Source organism: Roseateles violae, from assembly GCF_030410485.1.
Classification (GTDB): Bacteria; Pseudomonadota; Gammaproteobacteria; order Burkholderiales; family Burkholderiaceae_C; genus Roseateles_D; species Roseateles_D violae.
In genome coordinates this window covers 511,797-527,965 of sequence record NZ_JAUHHC010000002.1, presented here as the reverse complement: position 1 = coordinate 527,965, position 16,169 = coordinate 511,797, and the positions used below count along the sequence as shown (strand labels likewise).

14 protein-coding genes and 1 pseudogene are annotated in these 16,169 nt (G+C 67.6%); 12 read left to right on the top strand and 3 right to left on the bottom strand.

What is annotated here, in order from left to right:
- Positions 1-5: 5 nt before the first annotated feature.
- The 3 genes from gph to ompA all read right to left on the bottom strand — a co-directional run bounded on the left by gph (position 6) and on the right by ompA (position 2,146).
- Entirely contained in the window at positions 6-671 is a 666-nt protein-coding gene (gene gph, locus QWJ38_RS07925) for a phosphoglycolate phosphatase (protein ID WP_290358513.1), read from the bottom strand.
- A complete protein-coding gene (ubiG, locus tag QWJ38_RS07920) occupies positions 668-1,372 on the bottom strand; it encodes a bifunctional 2-polyprenyl-6-hydroxyphenol methylase/3-demethylubiquinol 3-O-methyltransferase UbiG (protein ID WP_290358512.1) in 705 nt (234 codons plus the stop codon). The genes gph and ubiG overlap by 4 nt, the downstream gene beginning before the upstream one ends.
- 93 nt (positions 1,373-1,465) lie before the next feature.
- Positions 1,466-2,146: an outer membrane protein OmpA gene (gene ompA, locus QWJ38_RS07915; RefSeq protein ID WP_290358511.1), complete on the bottom strand. Its 681-nt coding sequence runs from the start codon at positions 2,144-2,146 to the stop codon at positions 1,466-1,468.
- 272 nt (positions 2,147-2,418) lie between these two features.
- Between ompA and gyrA the strand changes: the two genes are divergently transcribed.
- The 12 genes and pseudogenes from gyrA (at position 2,419) to QWJ38_RS07855 (ending at position 16,152) form a co-directional block, all read left to right on the top strand.
- Positions 2,419-5,070, top strand: coding sequence for a DNA gyrase subunit A (gene gyrA, locus QWJ38_RS07910; protein ID WP_290358510.1), 2,652 nt, complete (start codon positions 2,419-2,421; stop codon positions 5,068-5,070).
- 2 nt (positions 5,071-5,072) lie between these two features.
- Positions 5,073-5,696 carry a DUF2059 domain-containing protein gene (locus tag QWJ38_RS07905; protein WP_290358509.1) on the top strand — a complete coding sequence of 208 codons (624 nt, stop codon included), beginning with the start codon at positions 5,073-5,075 and terminating at the stop codon, positions 5,694-5,696.
- A 13-nt stretch (positions 5,697-5,709) separates the two neighbouring features.
- Positions 5,710-6,825, top strand: a complete 1,116-nt coding sequence (gene serC / locus QWJ38_RS07900; RefSeq protein WP_290358508.1) for a 3-phosphoserine/phosphohydroxythreonine transaminase — start codon at positions 5,710-5,712, stop codon at positions 6,823-6,825.
- On the top strand, positions 6,818-7,930 hold the full coding sequence (pheA, locus tag QWJ38_RS07895) for a prephenate dehydratase (protein ID WP_290358507.1): 1,113 nt from the start codon (positions 6,818-6,820) through the stop codon (positions 7,928-7,930). The genes serC and pheA overlap by 8 nt, the downstream gene beginning before the upstream one ends.
- Before the next feature lie 13 nt (positions 7,931-7,943).
- Entirely contained in the window at positions 7,944-8,825 is an 882-nt protein-coding gene (locus QWJ38_RS07890) for a prephenate dehydrogenase (RefSeq protein ID WP_290358506.1), read from the top strand.
- Between the two features lie 22 nt (positions 8,826-8,847).
- On the top strand, positions 8,848-10,872 hold the full coding sequence (locus tag QWJ38_RS07885; protein WP_290358505.1) for a bifunctional 3-phosphoshikimate 1-carboxyvinyltransferase/cytidylate kinase: 2,025 nt from the start codon (positions 8,848-8,850) through the stop codon (positions 10,870-10,872).
- A 130-nt stretch (positions 10,873-11,002) separates the two neighbouring features.
- A pseudogene (gene rpsA, locus QWJ38_RS07880) lies at positions 11,003-12,730 on the top strand (30S ribosomal protein S1); the annotation flags it as partial.
- 116 nt (positions 12,731-12,846) lie between these two features.
- Complete coding sequence (locus QWJ38_RS07875; protein ID WP_290358504.1) at positions 12,847-13,170, top strand: integration host factor subunit beta; 324 nt, start codon at positions 12,847-12,849, stop codon at positions 13,168-13,170.
- A gap of 59 nt (positions 13,171-13,229) precedes the next feature.
- Positions 13,230-13,520: a lipopolysaccharide assembly protein LapA domain-containing protein gene (locus QWJ38_RS07870; RefSeq protein WP_290358503.1), complete on the top strand. Its 291-nt coding sequence runs from the start codon at positions 13,230-13,232 to the stop codon at positions 13,518-13,520.
- Positions 13,510-14,667 (top strand): lipopolysaccharide assembly protein LapB, encoded by a 1,158-nt coding sequence (gene lapB, locus QWJ38_RS07865; protein ID WP_290358502.1) that lies wholly within the window; start codon positions 13,510-13,512, stop codon positions 14,665-14,667. The genes QWJ38_RS07870 and lapB overlap by 11 nt, the downstream gene beginning before the upstream one ends.
- Positions 14,651-15,397 carry a glycosyltransferase gene (locus QWJ38_RS07860; protein ID WP_290358501.1) on the top strand — a complete coding sequence of 249 codons (747 nt, stop codon included), beginning with the start codon at positions 14,651-14,653 and terminating at the stop codon, positions 15,395-15,397. Before lapB ends, QWJ38_RS07860 begins: the two co-directional genes overlap by 17 nt.
- Before the next feature lie 11 nt (positions 15,398-15,408).
- Positions 15,409-16,152 carry a glycosyltransferase family 25 protein gene (locus QWJ38_RS07855; RefSeq protein ID WP_290358500.1) on the top strand — a complete coding sequence of 248 codons (744 nt, stop codon included), beginning with the start codon at positions 15,409-15,411 and terminating at the stop codon, positions 16,150-16,152.
- Positions 16,153-16,169 lie beyond the last annotated feature (17 nt).

Sequence of the window (16,169 nt, the reverse complement as noted above, 5' to 3'; positions counted from 1 at the left end):
GCGACTCAGTCCAGTCCCAACTGCCGCAGCAGTTCGTCCGGCGTATCGACGACCCGGCTCGCCCCCCAGTCCTCGATCGCGCGGGCCTGGCCCAGATAGCCCCAGCGCACGGCCACCGTGCGCATACCGGCCGCCTGACCGGCGATCACGTCGCGCTCGTCGTCGCCGACGTACACGCAGTGCTCGGGCGCCACGCCCAGCCGGCGCGCCGCCTCGAGCAGCGGCGCCGGATGCGGCTTGGTGTGCGGCGTGCTGTCGCCGCCGACGAGGGCGCCGGGCCGCAGCTCGAGCGCCTGGCTCAGCGGCAGCGCGAAGCGTTCGGCCTTGTTGGTGACGACGCCCCAGCGCAGCTCGGCCGCGCGCAGCGCCGCCAGCAGCGGCTCGACGGCCGCGAAGACACGCGTCTCGCGCAGCAGGCGCAGCTCGTAGCGATCGAGGAATTCGTTCTTCAGCGCCTCGTAGCCGTCCTCGCCGGGCCGCAGGCCGAAGGCGCTGCCGACCATGCCACGCGCGCCGGAGCCGCACATCGGCCGCAGCGTTTCAAAAGGCAGCGCGGGCAAGCCGCGAGCGAGCAGCATCTCGTTGGCGGCGCCGGTCAGATCGGGCGCGCTGTCGACCAGCGTGCCGTCGAGATCGAACAGGACGGCGGCCACGCCGCCCAGCGTGCTCATGCCGGCTTGCGGCAGGCCAGCAGATAGTTGACGTCGGCGTCGCTGCCGAGGCTGTAGCGCTGCGTCAGCGGATTGAAGCTCATGCCCTTGGCGCCCTGCAATTCCAGGCCAGCATCGCGGCAGAACTGGGCCAGCTCCGAGGGCTTCAGGAAGCGCGCGTATTCATGCGTGCCGGCCGGCAGCATCTTCAGCACGTACTCGGCGCCGACGATGGCCAGCATGAAGGACTTGAAGTTGCGGTTCAGGGTCGAGAGGAAGACCCAGCCACCCGGCTTGACCAGGGTGCCCAGTGCCTGCACGACCGAGGCCGGGTCGGGCACATGCTCGAGCATCTCCATGCAGGTGACCGCGTCGAAGGACTCGGGCCGCTCGGCGGCCAGCGCCTCGACGGCGATCTCGCGGTATTCGATGTTCTCGGTGCCCGCCTCCATCGCATGCAGCTGCGCTACCTTCAAGGGCTTGGTCGACAGGTCGATGCCCAGCACCTTGGCACCGCGGCGCGCCATCGAGTCGCTCAGGATGCCGCCGCCGCAGCCGACGTCGAGCACCGTCTTGCCGGCCAGCGGGCACAGGCTGTTGATCCAGTCCAGGCGCAGCGGATTGATCTGATGCAGCGGCTTGAATTCGCTGTCGGGGTCCCACCAGCGATGGGCCAGTTCGCCGAACTTGGCGAGCTCTTGGGGATCGGCATTGATCGTCATGCTGCGATGGTAGCGGAGGGATAAAAAAAGCCCCGCGAGAGCCTGTGCTCGGCGGGGCCTTCGCAGCGGGCGCCGAAGCGCCCGGCCTGCTGCTTACTTGTTGCGCGTACCGACGACTTCGATTTCCACGCGGCGGTTCTTCGCGCGGCCTTCGGCGGTCTTGTTGTCGGCGACGGGCTGCTTCTCGCCCTTGCCTTCGGTGTAGACGCGGTTCTTCTCGACGCCCTTCGAGACCAGATAGGCCTTGACGGCTTCGGAGCGACGCACCGACAGCGCCTGGTTGTAGGCATCGGTACCGACCGAGTCGGTGTGGCCGACGGCGATGATGACTTCCAGGTTGATGCCACCGGTCTTGGAGACCAGGTCATCCAGCTTGGCCTTGGCTTCGGACTTCAGCACCGACTTGTCGAAGTCGAAGAAGGCGTCGGCGGCGAAGGTGACCTTTTCGCTGACCGGAGCCGGCGGCACCGGAGCGGGGGTCGGAGCCGGAGCCGGGGCCGGAGCCGGCGCGGGCGCCGGAGCCGGGGCCGGGGCGGCAACCGGAGCGGGCTTCAGCGCGCCATCGCACTCGGGAGCGGCGGTGGCCGGCGTCCAGCTGGAATTGCGCCAGCACAGTTCATTGGTACCGTTCTTCCACACGGTGCCATCGGTCGCGCGCCAGTTGTCGATCGTCTTCTGGGGAGCCGCTGCCGTCTGCGCGAGCGCGCCAGAGCTGGCAAAGGCGGCGACTGCGGCGACAGAGACCAGCGACGCCACTCGATTCAATTTCTTCATGATTCTCCTCTCAAGGATTGCCGCAGTTGCCCTGCGAGTGTCCAGCAAAGTACTAGAACAAAACCTCAGGAAAAAACCGTTAGTGCGGGTTTCTCCTAGGGACTCATCGATTGTGCCATAGGGCACCGAGACGTTTGTATTGTGGCGGCCCTAGGCGCCTGTCTATGCAGACTTGTTGCTCCGCTGCTACAGCCACTTGCACCCTTAGAATCCGACCTTCCAGTCCTCAATGACGCAGGCCCGCCGTGACAGGCGCCGGCCGCGCACCGCGCATGACCCAGTTTGCCAAGGAAACATTGCCGATCAGCCTCGAAGAGGAGATGCGGCGTTCTTACCTCGACTACGCGATGAGCGTGATCGTCGGCCGCGCGCTGCCCGATGCGCGCGACGGCCTCAAGCCGGTGCACCGGCGCGTGCTGTTCGCGATGCACGAGCTGAACAACGATTGGAACCGGCCCTACAAGAAGTCGGCCCGTATCGTCGGCGACGTGATCGGTAAATATCACCCGCACGGCGATACCGCCGTCTACGACACCATCGTGCGCATGGCGCAGGATTTCTCGCTGCGCCATATGCTGGTCGACGGCCAGGGCAATTTCGGTTCGGTCGACGGCGATAACGCCGCGGCGATGCGATATACCGAAATCCGCCTGGACAAGATCGCCCACGAGATGCTGGCCGATATCGACAAGGAAACGGTCGATTTCGGGCCGAACTACGACGGCAGCGAAAAGGAGCCGCTGGTTTTGCCGGCACGTCTGCCGCAGCTGCTGATCAATGGCTCCTCGGGTATTGCCGTCGGCATGGCGACGAATATCCCGCCGCACAATCTGAACGAGGTTGTCGACGCCTGCCTGCACGCGCTGAAGAACCCGGACTGCTCGATCGACGAGCTGATGGAGATCGTGCCGGCGCCGGACTTCCCGACCGCCGGCATCATCTACGGCCTGCAGGGCGTGCGCGATGGCTATCGCACCGGCCGCGGCAAGGTCGTGATGCGCGCCAAGGTCCATTTCGAGGACATCGACCGCGGCGCCCGCCAGGCCATCATCGTCGACGAGATTCCCTACCAGGTTAACAAGAAGACCCTGCTCGAGCGCATCGCCGAGCTGGTGCACGAAAAGAAGATCGAGGGCATCAGCCATATCCAGGACGAGTCCGACAAGTCCGGCATGCGCGTCGTGATCGAGCTCAAGCGCGGCGAGGTGCCCGAGGTTGTCTTGAACAACCTCTACAAGCAGACGCAGCTGCAGGACAGCTTCGGCATGAATATGGTGGCGCTGATCGACGGTCAGCCCAAGCTGTGCAATCTGAAGGACCTGGTCACCGTCTTCCTCGAGCACCGCCGCGAGGTCGTCACCCGCCGCACGGTGTTCGAGCTGCGCAAGGCGCGCGAGCGCGGCCATGTGCTGGAGGGCCTGGCCGTCGCACTGGCCAATATCGACGAGTTCATCGAGACGATCAAGCAGTCGCCGACGCCGCCGGTCGCCAAGGCCGCGCTGATGAGCAAGAGCTGGGACAGCTCGCTGGTGCGCGAGATGCTGTCGCGCGCCGAAGGCGGCAGCGCCGCCTACCGCCCCGAGGGTCTGCCGACGATGTACGGCATGCAGGACGACGGCCTGTACCGCCTGTCGGACGACCAGGCCGGCGAGATCCTGCAGATGCGCCTGCAGCGCCTGACCGGCCTGGAGCAGGACAAGATCGTCGGCGAGTACAAGGACGTGATGGCGCAGATCGCCGACCTGCTGGACATCCTGTCCAAGCCGGAGCGCGTCACCGTCATCATCGGCGAGGAGCTGATCCAGGTGCGCCAGGAGTTCGGCCAGACCAAGCTCGGCGCGCGCCGCTCGGTGATCGAGCACAACGCGCAGGAACTCGGCACCGAGGACCTGATCACGCCGACCGATATGGTCGTCACGCTCTCGCACACCGGCTATATCAAGAGCCAGGCGCTCTCCGAGTATCGCGCGCAGAAGCGCGGCGGCCGCGGCAAGCAGGCGACGCAGACCAAGGACGACGACTGGGTCGACCAACTCTTCATCGCCAACACGCACGACTGGATCCTGTGCTTCAGCAACCGCGGTCGCGTCTACTGGCTGAAGGTCTGGGAAGTGCCGCAGGGCTCGCGCAACTCGCGCGGCAAACCCATCGTGAACATGTTCCCGCTGCAGCAGGACGAGAAGATCACCGTCGTGCTGCCGCTGACCGGCGAGTTCCGCGCCTTCCCTGAAGATCACTTCATCTTCATGGCCACCGCGATGGGCACGGTCAAGAAGACCTCGCTGAAGGACTTCAGCAACCCGCGCAAGGCCGGCATCATCGCGGTCGACCTCGACGAGGGCGACCACCTGATCGGCGCCGCGCTGACCGACGGCAAGCACGATGTGATGCTGTTCAGCGATGGCGGCAAGGCGGTGCGCTTCGACGAAGACGATGTGCGCCCGATGGGCCGCCAGGCGCGCGGCGTGCGCGGCATGATGCTGGAACCCGACCAGCGCCTGATCGCGATGCTGGTCGCCGAGGACGAGAACCAGAGCGTGCTGACCGCCACCGAGAACGGCTACGGCAAGCGCACCGCGATCACCGAGTACACCCGCCACGGCCGCGGCACCAAGGGCATGATCGCGATCCAGCAGAGCGAGCGCAACGGCCGTGTCGTCGCCGCGACCCTGGTCCATGCCGAGGACGAGATCATGCTGATCACCGACAAGGGCGTGCTGGTGCGCACCCGCGTGTCGGAGATCCGCGAGCTCGGCCGCGCCACCCAAGGCGTGACCCTGATCGCGCTGGACGACGGCGCCAAGCTGTCGGGCCTGCAGCGCATCGTCGAGAACGATGCCAACGAAGGCGCGGCCGATGCCGATGCCGATGCCCCCACCACCGAAGACGGCGCCAGCGCCGCCGACGACTCCAGCAAGGAATGAGCTTGAACAACAAGTCCCTGAAGGTCCTGGCCGCCGCGGCCCTGCTCTGCGCCGCCCAGTTTGCCGCGGCCCAGAACGTGCCGGTCGCACCGCAACCCTCGTCGCCGGCGAAGAAGGAACTGATCGCCAAGCTGATGGTGCTGCAGCAGCCCGGCGTCGAGCAACTGTCGCGCGTGCTGCTGCAGCAGCCGCTGGGCCCGCTGATGCAGCAGGCCGGCCAGGCGCTGCAGCAGGTGCCGGCCGACAAGCGCGAAGCCACGGCCAAAGCGATGGAAGCCGAGATCAAGAAGTTCGTCGACGACAACGCGCCGATGATGCGCGAGCGCGCGCTGAAGCTGGCGCCGAGCACCGTCGGCACGCTGCTGGAGGAGCGCTTCAGCGAGGACGAGCTGCGCCAGCTGGTTGCCTGGCTGGAATCGCCGGTCAGCAAGAAGTTCGGCCAGATCAATGGCGAGCTGCAGAAGGCGCTGACCGACAAGCTGCTGGCCGACGCCGGCCCCATCCTGCAGCCGCGCTTCCAGACGCTGCAGCAGAACCTGGCCAAGCAGCTGGGCCTGCCGCCGGCGCCGAACGCCTCGTCGACGCCGGCCCCGTCCGCCAAGCCCGCCACCCCGCCCAAGAAGTGACGCCCACGCCCCGATGAAGAAAGCCCGCCCGTTCAACTTTTCCGCCGGCCCGGCCGCCCTGCCCGAAGAAGTCCTGCAGCAGGCCGCCGCCGAGATGTTGGACTGGCAGGGCTCGGGCATGAGCGTGATGGAGATGAGCCATCGCGGCCGCGAGTTCATCTCGATCTACGAGGCCGCCGAGGCGGACCTGCGCGAGTTGCTGGCCGTGCCGCGCGAATTCCGCATCCTGTTCATGCAGGGCGGCGGCCTGGCCGAGAACGCGATCGTGCCGCTGAATCTGTCCGGACTGAAGCCGGGTGGCAAGGTCGACGTCGTCGTGAGCGGCTCCTGGTCGAAGAAGAGCGCCGCCGAGGCGCGCCGCTATGCCGACGTGAGCATCGCGGCCGATGGCGCGGCCTCGCAGTACCGCTCGCTGCCCGGCAACTGGCAGCTGCGCCGCGACGCCGCCTATGTGCATATCTGCAGCAACGAGACCATCGACGGCGTCGAGTTCCACGAGCTGCCCGACCTGAAGGCGCTGGGCAGCGACGCGCCGCTGGTCGTCGACTGCTCCTCGCAGCAGCTCTCGCGGACCATCGACTGGAGCCGCGTCGGTCTGGCCTTCGGCGGCGCGCAGAAGAACATCGGCCCGGCGGGCCTGACCCTGGTCTTCGTGCGTGAAGAGCTGCTGGGCCACGCGCTGCCGATCTGCCCCAGCGCCTTCGACTACAAGACCGTGGCCGAGGCGCAGTCGATGTACAACACGCCGCCGACCTACGGCATCTACATCGCCGGCCTGGTCTTCCAGTGGCTGAAGCGCTTCAGCTATGCCGGCAAGACCGGCGTGGCAGCGATCGAGCAGCGCAATATCGACAAGGCCAAGCTGCTGTACGCGGCGCTGGACGGCTCGGCGCTGTACGAGAACCGCGTCGCGGCCGACTGCCGCTCGCGCATGAACATCCCCTTCTATCTGCGCGAGGAGCGGCTCAACGAGGCCTTCCTGGCCGGCGCCAAGGAGCGCAGCCTCTTGCAGCTGAAGGGTCACAAATCGGTGGGCGGCATGCGCGCCTCGATCTACAACGCGATGCCGCTGGAAGGCGTGCAGGCGCTGGTCGACTATCTGAAGGACTTCGAGGCAAGCCATGGCTGAGGACAGCGTTCCGGCGCCAATCGCCGACCCGGCCCTGCTGGCGCTGCGCGAGCAGATCGATGCGCTCGATGCGCAGCTGCTGAGCCTGCTGAACCAGCGCGCCCATGTGGCCGAGCAGGTCGGCGAGATCAAGCGCCGCGAGGGCACGCCCTTCTTCCGCCCCGACCGCGTCGCCCAGGTGATCGCCAAGATCAAGGCCGCCAACCAAGGGCCGCTGAAGGGCGAGCATGTGGCGGCGATCTGGCGCGAGATCATGAGCGCCTGCCTGGCGCTCGAGTCGCCGCAGCGCGTCGCCGTGCTGGGCCCGGTGGGCACCTTCTGCGAGCAGGCGGCGATCGAGTACTTCGGCGGCGCCGCCGACCTGATCTACTGCAACAGCTTCGACGAGGTCTTCCACGCGACCGCCTCGGGCAGCGCGCAGTACGGCGTCGTCGGCGTCGAGAACATGACCGAGGGCGTCGTCACCCGCTCGCTGGACCTGTTCTTGCACACACCCACCCATGTGGTCGGCGAGGTCAGCCTCTTGATCCGCCACAACCTGATGCGCAAGGAGAATTCCCTGGAAGGCATCGAGGCGGTGCTGGCCCATCCACAGGCGCTGGCGCAATGCCAGAACTGGCTGTCCAAGCACCTGCCCCAGGCCGAGCGCCGCGCCGTCTCCAGCAATGCCGAGGGCGCGCGCCTGGCGGCCGCCAATCCGGCCTATGCGGCGATCGCCAGCGAGCGTGCCGCGACCTTGTTCGGCCTGCACATCACCGCCCACGCGGTCCAGGACGAGGCCTACAACCGCACCCGCTTCGCCGTCATCACCTTGCCGCAGACCATGGCGACGCCGCCGGCTACCGGCCGCGACTGCACCAGCCTGATCGTCTCGGTGCCGAACCGGCCCGGCGCGATGCACGACCTCCTCGTGCCGCTGAAGACGCATGGCGTGTCGATGACCCGGCTGGAATCGCGCCCGGCGCGCACCGGCCAGTGGGAGTACTACTTCTACATCGACCTCGACGGCCATCCCTCGCAGCCCCATGTGGCGGCGGCCCTGGCCGAGCTGCGCGAGCTCTGCGCCTTCTACAAGGTGATCGGGGCCTACCCGATCAAGGCATAAAGCGGACGCGGGCATGTTCAATCAACTGGGCGTGATCGGCTGCGGCCTGATGGGCGGATCGTTCGCGCTGGCGCTCAAGAAGGCCGGCCTGGTCAAGCGCGTCGTCGGCTACAGCAAGTCGCCCTCGACCACCGAGGCGGCGAAGAAGCTGGGCGTCATCGACGTCGTCGCCGAATCGGCGCTGCTGGCGGTGTCGGGCTCCGACATCGTGCTGGTCGCCGTGCCGGTCTCGGCCACCGAGCCGACGCTGAAGGCAATCCGCCATCTGGTCAAGCCGGACGTGCTCTTCATGGACGTCGGCTCGACCAAGAGCGATGTGGTCGAGGCGGCCAGGCGCGCCCTGGGCAAGCAGTTGCCCTCCTTCGTGCCCGCGCATCCGATCGCCGGCAAGGAATCGGGCGGCGTGCAGAACGCCGAGGTGACGCTGTACCAGGGCCGCCAGGTGATCCTGACACCCTTGCCGCAGACCAATGCGGCGCTGGTGCAGAAGGCCACCGACGTCTGGTCGGCGATCGGCGCCCAGGTGCTGAAGATGACCCCGCGCAACCACGACCAGGCCTTTGCCGCCGTCAGCCATCTGCCGCATCTCTTGGCTTTCGCCTTCTTCCAGTCGGTCGCCGCCCAGCCGGCCGGCCGCGACTTCCTCAGCCTGGCCGGCCCCGGCTTTCGCGACTTCACCCGCATCGCGGCCAGCGAGCCGGCCGTCTGGCGCGACATCCTGATGGCCAATGCGGCCGAACTGCTGGTGCAGTCGCAGCGCTTCCGCCAGGCGCTGGACGGCCTCGAGGCCCTGGTCAAGAGCGGCGACGCGGTCGCGCTGGAGGCCCGCATCCGCCAGATCTCCGAGGCGCGCGCCAACTGGCAGCTCGGTGCGCCCTGGCAGCCGAACCGTTGATTTCCTAAGCCCTGCGTCCACGATGTACAAGCTTCCCTTCCTCGACCTGCCGCCGCTGCGCGCCGCCGCCGGCACGGTGCGCCTGCCCGGCTCCAAGAGCATCTCCAACCGCGTGCTGCTGCTGGCCGGCCTGTCGGAGGGCACGACCCTCGTGCACGACCTGCTCGACTCCGACGACACGGCCGTGATGCTGGAGGCCTTGAAGACGCTGGGCTGCCGGCTGGAGACGGGCTCGGATGGCGCGCTGCAGGTGACCGGCATCGGCGGCCGTCCGGCGACGCAGCAGGCCCAGCTCTTCCTCGGCAACGCCGGCACCGCGATGCGGCCGCTGACCGCCGCGCTGGCGCTGCTGGCCGCGACGCAGGGCGGCGAGTTCGAGCTCTCGGGCGTGCCGCGCATGCACGAACGGCCGATCGGCGACCTGGTCGACGCGCTGCGCGGCCTCGGCTGCCGCGTCGACTGCCTGGGTCAGGAAGGCTATCCGCCGCTGCGCCTCGCCGGACCGTCGGCGCTGAAGCTCGACCAGCCGGTCCAGGTGCGCGGCGATGTGTCCAGCCAGTTCCTGACCGCGCTGCTGATGGCGCTGCCGCTGGTGGCGGTGGAGAACGATGTCGTCATCGAGGTCGTCGGCGAGCTGATCTCCAAGCCCTATATCCAGATCACGCTGAGCCTGCTCGAGCGCTTCGGCATTGCCGTGCGTCGCGAGGGCTGGCAGCGCTTCACCATTCCGGCCGGCAGCCGCTACCGCTCGCCTGGCGCGGTCCATGTCGAGGGCGACGCCTCCTCGGCTTCGTATTTCGTCGCGCTGGGTGCGATCGCCGCGGTCGACCACCCGCTGCGCATCGAGGGCGTCGGCAGCGCATCGCTGCAGGGCGATGTGCGCTTCGTCGAGGCGGCGCGCGCGATGGGCGCCGAGGTGCAGGCCGGGCCGAACTGGCTGGCCGTGCGCCGCGGCGCTTGGCCGCTCAAGGGCCTCACGCTGGACTGCAACCACATCCCCGACGCGGCGATGACCCTGGCCGTGATGGCGCTGTATGCCGATGGTCCGACCATGCTGACGAACATCGCCAGCTGGCGGGTAAAGGAAACCGACCGGCTGGCCGCGATGGCCGCCGAGCTGCGCAAGCTGGGCGCCGAGGTCGAGGAAGGCGCCGACTGGCTGCGTATTCATCCGATGACGCAGCCGCTGCGCGACTGGCAGCCGGCCACCATCCACACCTATGACGACCACCGGATCGCGATGTGCTTCTCGCTGGCGGCCTTCAACGGCCTGCTGACCGAGCATGCGCAGCCGGTGCGCATCGAAGACCCGGCCTGCGTCGCCAAGACCTTCCCGGACTATTTCGAGACCCTGTTCGAGCTGGTCTCGGCCAGTGTCAGCGACATCCCGGTGATCACCATCGACGGCCCGACCGCCTCCGGCAAGGGCACGCTGGCCGACGAGGTCGCCCATGCGCTGGGCTATGCGGTGCTCGACTCGGGCGCGCTCTACCGCGCCGCCGGCCTGGCCGCGAGCCGTGTCGGCGTCGATCTGGACGACGGCGAGGCGGTGGCGGCGGTCGCGCGCGGCATGGAGCTGCGCTTCGCCAAGGGCCGGGTGTTCCTGGCGGGCGAAGACATCAGCGACGAGTTGCGGCTGGAGGTCTCGGGCCTGCGCGCCTCCCAGGTGGCCGCCCACCCGCCGGTGCGCCGGGTGCTGAACCAGCTGCAGCTGGATTTCCGCCGCCCGCCGGGCCTGGTCGCCGACGGCCGCGACATGGGTACCGACGTGTTCCCGGATGCCGCTCTGAAGGTTTTTCTGACCGCCAGCGCCGCGACGCGCGCTGAACGTCGCCATAAGCAATTGATTGCTAAGGGAATTTCGGCTAATATCGAGGGCTTGCGCCAGGATTTGGAGGCGCGGGACGCCCGGGACAAGACCCGGTCGGCCTCGCCCCTGCACCCGGCACAGGACGCGCTGATGCTCGACAACTCCGCCCAGACCATCGATGAATCGGTGGCCCAGGTGCTCGAATGGTGGCAAAAGCGCAGGCCGTTCAAGACTTAGCGTTGAGTCGAAAGCGGTCAGGGCCCGCAGCCCTTCCCTCCGAGCGTCAGCTCATCGAGGGCGGCGGATACCAGCAACTTAACCCGCAAGGCAACTTGCACCCACAGCGCGCCGGCAAACGCCTTGTCGGAACGCACAGGAATTGACAATGTCCCAGACTCAAACCGCTTCCGGCATGGACTCCTTCGCAGCAATGTTCGAAGAGTCGCTGCAGAAGTCCGATATGCGCGCCGGTGAGGTGATCTCCGCCGAGGTCGTGCGCATCGAACACAGCTTCGTCGTCGTCAACGCAGGCCTGAAGTCGGAAGCCTACGTGCCTATCGAGGAATTCAAGAACGACCAGGGCGAGCTGGAAGTCCAGGTTGGCGACTACGTCTCGGTGGCCATCGACGCCATCGAGAACGGCTACGGCGACACCATCCTGTCGCGCGACAAGGCCAAGCGCCTGGCTTCGTGGCTGAGCCTGGAAACCGCGCTGGAGTCGGGCGACTTCGTGACCGGCACCGTCTCGGGCAAGGTCAAGGGCGGCCTGACCGTGCTGGTCAACGGCATCCGCGCCTTCCTGCCGGGTTCGCTGCTGGACACCCGTCCGGTCAAGGACATGAGCCCGTTCGAGGGCAAGACCATGGAGTTCAAGGTCATCAAGCTGGACCGCAAGCGCAACAACGTTGTGCTGTCGCGTCGCGCGGTGGTCGAGGCTTCGATGGGCGAAGAGCGCGCCAAGCTGCTGGAAACGCTGTCGGAAGGCGCGATCGTCCAGGGCGTGGTCAAGAACATCACCGAATACGGTGCCTTCGTCGACCTGGGTGGCATCGATGGCCTGCTGCACATCACCGACATGGCCTGGCGCCGTGTCCGTCACCCGAGCGAAGTGGTGACGGTCGGCCAGGAACTGACGGCCAAGGTCCTGAAGTTCGACGCCGAGAAGAACCGCGTCTCGCTGGGCCTGAAGCAGCTGGGCGACGACCCGTGGTTCGGCGTGGCCCGCCGCTACCCGACCGGCACCCGCCTGTTCGGCAAGGTCACCAACATCGCCGACTACGGCGCCTTCGTCGAGATCGAGCCGGGCATCGAAGGCCTGGTGCACGTCTCCGAAATGGACTGGACCAACAAGAACATCGCTCCGTCGAAGATCGTCTCGCTGGGCGACGAGGTCGAGGTCATGGTGCTGGAGATCGACGAAGACAAGCGTCGCATCTCGCTGGGCATGAAGCAGTGCAAGGCCAACCCGTGGGAAGAGTTCGCCGAGAACGTCAAGCGCGGCGACCGCGTCAAGGGCCCGGTCAAGTCGATCACCGACTTCGGCGTGTTCGTGGGCCTGGCCCAGGGCATCGACGGCCTGGTGCACCTGTCCGACCTGTCGTGGAACGAGACCGGCGAAGCTGCCGTGCGCAACTTCAAGAAGGGCCAGGAAGTCGAAGCCATCGTGCTGGCCGTGGACGTCGAGCGCGAGCGCATCTCGCTGGGCATCAAGCAGCTGGACAGTGACCCGTTCACCACCTACACCTCGGTCAATGACCGCGGCATGACGGTGACCGGCAAGGTCAAGACGGTTGACGCGCGTGGCGCCGAGATCGATCTGGGCGAGGACATCGTCGGCTACCTGCGTGCTTCGGAAATCTCGCGCGACCGCGTCGAAGATGCCCGCAACGTGCTGAAGGAAGGCGACGAGGTCACCTCCGTGATCGTCAACATCGACCGCAAGACCCGCAACATCCAGCTGTCGATCAAGGCCAAGGACAGCGCCGACCAGCAGGAAGCGATGCAGCGCCTGTCGGCCACGTCCGAGCGTGAGAACGCCGGCACGACCAGCCTGGGCGCCCTGCTGCGTGCCAAGCTGGACAATCAGGGTAACTAAGCCCTGTGCCAAGGCGCCTGGGCTCTGGTAGCCTAGGCGCCGCGGTGAACTCAGCAGGCTCGCCACTCTTTCGAGGGCGAGCCTGTTTCAATTCCAATCACAAGATTCCTCACGTCATGACCCGATCCGACCTCGTTGCACTGCTGGCCGACCGCTTCGGCCAGCTGACCCAGCGCGACACCGAGTTCGCCGTCAAGACGATCCTGGACGCGATGTCCGATGCGCTGGCCCGCGGCCACCGCATCGAGATCCGCGGTTTCGGCAGTTTCTCGATCAACCGCCGCCCGCCCCGCATGGGCCGCAATCCGCGCAGCGGCGAGCAGGTGCTGATCCCCGAGAAGCTGGTGCCGCATTTCAAGCCCGGCAAGGCCTTGCGCGAGGCGGTCGACGCCCAGGCGCCGGTCAAGGCCGACGACGCCGCGCCGGCCGGCCAGGCTTGAGCGGCCGCCGTCGTTCGCATTGAGCGCTATGCGCCCTGTGGGGCCCTAGAATCCGCTCGATGCGCATCCTCGTCTGGCTCTTCCGGGCCTTCCTCTTCTTCGCCCTGTTCGCCTTCGCGCTGAACAACAGCCACGAAACCGCCGTGCGCTGGTTCTTCGGCTACGAGTGGCGGGCACCGCTGGTCATCGTCGTGCTGCTGGCCTTCGGCCTTGGCTGCGCCTTGGGCGTGCTGGCGATGGTGCCCGCCTGGTGGCGGCACCGCCGCGTTGCCACCCGCGCACCGGTCGTGGCACCCGCCACCCCGGCCGCCGATCCCCTGAACCCTGCCCTGCCCCAAGATGGAATTTGATCCGCGCTGGTTGCTGATCGTGCTGCCGGCCGCGTTCGCGCTGGGCTGGCTCGCCTCCAAGCTGGACACGCGCCAGTGGAAGCGCGAACAGCGCGACGCGCCCAAGGCCTATTTCAAGGGCCTGAACCTGCTGCTGAACGAGCAGCAGGACAAGGCGATCGACGCCTTCATCGAAGCGGTGCAGAACGACCCCGACACCTCGGAGCTGCATTTCGCCCTCGGCAATCTGTTCCGCCGCCGCGGCGAGTACGAGCGCGCGGTGCGCGTGCACCAGCATCTGCTGGCGCGCGGCGACCTGCCGCGCGCCGAGCGCGACCGGGCCCAGCATGCGCTGGCGCAGGACTTCTTCAAGGCCGGCCTGTTCGACCGCGCCGAGGAAGCCTATGCGGCCTTGCGCGGAACCGCCTTCGAGAACGAGGCGCAGCTGGCCCTGCTCTCGCTGTACGAGCGCTCGCGCGACTGGCGCAAGGCGGTCGAGGTGGCCCGCGCCCTGGAACAGGGCGGCACCGGCTCCTTTGCCAGCCGCATCGCGCATTACCTGTGCGAGCTGGCACTGGAGGCGCAGGCCCGCCAGCGCGACGAGGAGGCCCAGCAACTGCTGGCCGAGGCGCGCAAGGTCGCGCCGCAGGCGGCGCGCGCCCATGTGCTGGCCGGCCAGATGCTGGCTCGCAACCAGCAGCCGGAGCAGGCGATGGCCGCCTATTCCGAATTGCTGGCGCTGAATCCCGAGGCCTTCAATCTGATCGCCGGCGACTATGCCGAGGCCGCGCTGGCGACCGCCTCGCCGGAACTGGCCCAGCGCGCGCTGACGACGCTGGCCGCACGCTACCAGCGCGCACCGGCGATGCCGCTGCTGCAGGCGATCGCGCGGCTGCAGCCGGAGCCGGCGCAGCAGCGCCAGCGCCTGGCCCGCCATCTGCGCGAGCATCCAACCTTGTCGGCCGCGCGCGGCCTGCTGCAGATCAGCGGCGCCCGGCTCGGCGAGGACGAAGCGCCGCTGGTGGCCGGCGCGCTGGACCGCGCGGTGCGCCCGCTGCTGCGCTACCGCTGCGCCGCCTGCGGCTTCGAGGCCGCGCATTACTTCTGGCAATGCCCCGGCTGCCTGAACTGGGACACCTATCCCCCGCGTCATGTCGAGGAGCTCTGAGCCCGCAATGCGTCACATCCTCTGCATGAAATGGGGCACGAAGTACGGCCCCGAATACGTCAACCGGCTCTACGCGATGGTGCGCCGGCATCTGCGCGGCGACTTCAAGTTCGTCTGCCTGACCGACCGCACGGACGGCATCCGCCCCGAGGTGCAATGCCTGCCGATCCCGCCGCTGGCGCTGCCGCCGGGCATCCCGGAGCGCGGCTGGACCAAGCTGACCACCTTTGAAGCCGATCTGCATGGCCTCAAGGGCACGGCGCTGTTCCTCGATCTGGACGTCGTCATCGTCGACGACATCACGCCCTTCTTCGAGGTGCCCGGCGAGTTCCTGATCATCCACGACTGGAAGCGCCCCTGGCGCATCACCGGCAACTCCTCGGTCTACCGCTTCGAGTTGGGCGCGCATCCGGACGTGCTGGCCACCTTCCGGCGCGACTTCGAGCAGATCCGCAAGACCTTCCGCAACGAGCAGGCCTATCTGTCGGACTTCCTGCACAAGCAGGGCAAGCTGCAGTACTGGGACAAGCGCTGGTGCGCCAGCTACAAATACCACTGCATCCCGACCTGGCCGACGAACTATCTGCGCGCGCCGCGCGTCCCGGCCGGCGCCAAGATCCTGATCTTCCACGGCGTGATGAACCCGCCGGACGCGCTGGCCGGCCGCAGCAACGGCAACTGGCGGCATGCCAAGCCGGCCGGCTGGATCGCCGAGCACTGGCGCGAATGAGGGCGGAGGCAATGACCCCGGCCACCGCCCTGCCCCTGGTCTTCATCAATCTGGACAGCGACGCCGACCGCCGCGTGCGCATGCAGGCGGAGCTGGCCCGGCTGGGCGTGGCCGGCGAGCGCTTCGAGGCGACGCGCTGGACCGCGCTGCCCGAGGACGAGCAGGCGCGGCTTTATTCCCCGGACTTGAACGAGCGCCAGTTCCACAAGCCGCTGGTCAATGGCGAGAAGGGCTGCTATGCCAGTCATCTGCGCTGCTGGCAGGCGCTGCTGGCCTCGGACCATCCGGCCCTGGTCGTGCTGGAGGACGATGTGGCGCTGGAGCCGGACTTTGCCGCCGTCATCGCCGCGATCGCCGCCTTGCCGCGCGACTGGGACATGATCAAGCTGATCGGCCGCCTCGATACCAGCAAGCGCGAAAAGCTCAGCGAGAGCCGGCCGCTGGTCGGCGCGCATGCGCTGGTCCGCTACCAGCGCGTGCCCAGCCTGACCGCCGCCTATGTGGTCAGCCGCAGCGGGGCCGAGAAGCTCTTGGCCAGCCGCATCCCCTTCGGCCGGCCGATCGACGTCGATCTGCGCCACTGGTGGGAGAACGAGCTGCGCATCCTCGGCGTCGTGCCGGCGGCGATCCGGCTCGACGAAACCAGCTTCCAGAGCTCGATAGGCACGAAAGCTGCCGAGGTGGGTCTGGCGGCGCGCTGGCGGAAGTTCCGGCACAAGGCGGCTTATAGCTGGCTCAATTTCCGTCATCGATAATCCGCAGATCGCACACA

Excerpts from the sequence above, each read along its gene's own strand:
- gph (WP_290358513.1), bottom strand. The coding sequence starts at position 671 with ATGAGCACGCTGGGCGGCGTGGCCGCCGTCCTGTTCGATCTCGACGGC.
- ubiG (WP_290358512.1), bottom strand. The coding sequence starts at position 1,372 with ATGACGATCAATGCCGATCCCCAAGAGCTCGCCAAGTTCGGCGAACTG.
- ompA (WP_290358511.1), bottom strand. The coding sequence starts at position 2,146 with ATGAAGAAATTGAATCGAGTGGCGTCGCTGGTCTCTGTCGCCGCAGTC.
- gyrA (WP_290358510.1), top strand. The coding sequence starts at position 2,419 with ATGACCCAGTTTGCCAAGGAAACATTGCCGATCAGCCTCGAAGAGGAG.
- serC (WP_290358508.1), top strand. The coding sequence starts at position 5,710 with ATGAAGAAAGCCCGCCCGTTCAACTTTTCCGCCGGCCCGGCCGCCCTG.
- pheA (WP_290358507.1), top strand. The coding sequence starts at position 6,818 with ATGGCTGAGGACAGCGTTCCGGCGCCAATCGCCGACCCGGCCCTGCTG.
- QWJ38_RS07890 (WP_290358506.1), top strand. The coding sequence starts at position 7,944 with ATGTTCAATCAACTGGGCGTGATCGGCTGCGGCCTGATGGGCGGATCG.
- QWJ38_RS07885 (WP_290358505.1), top strand. The coding sequence starts at position 8,848 with ATGTACAAGCTTCCCTTCCTCGACCTGCCGCCGCTGCGCGCCGCCGCC.
- QWJ38_RS07875 (WP_290358504.1), top strand. The coding sequence starts at position 12,847 with ATGACCCGATCCGACCTCGTTGCACTGCTGGCCGACCGCTTCGGCCAG.
- QWJ38_RS07870 (WP_290358503.1), top strand. The coding sequence starts at position 13,230 with ATGCGCATCCTCGTCTGGCTCTTCCGGGCCTTCCTCTTCTTCGCCCTG.
- lapB (WP_290358502.1), top strand. The coding sequence starts at position 13,510 with ATGGAATTTGATCCGCGCTGGTTGCTGATCGTGCTGCCGGCCGCGTTC.
- QWJ38_RS07860 (WP_290358501.1), top strand. The coding sequence starts at position 14,651 with ATGTCGAGGAGCTCTGAGCCCGCAATGCGTCACATCCTCTGCATGAAA.
- QWJ38_RS07855 (WP_290358500.1), top strand. The coding sequence starts at position 15,409 with ATGACCCCGGCCACCGCCCTGCCCCTGGTCTTCATCAATCTGGACAGC.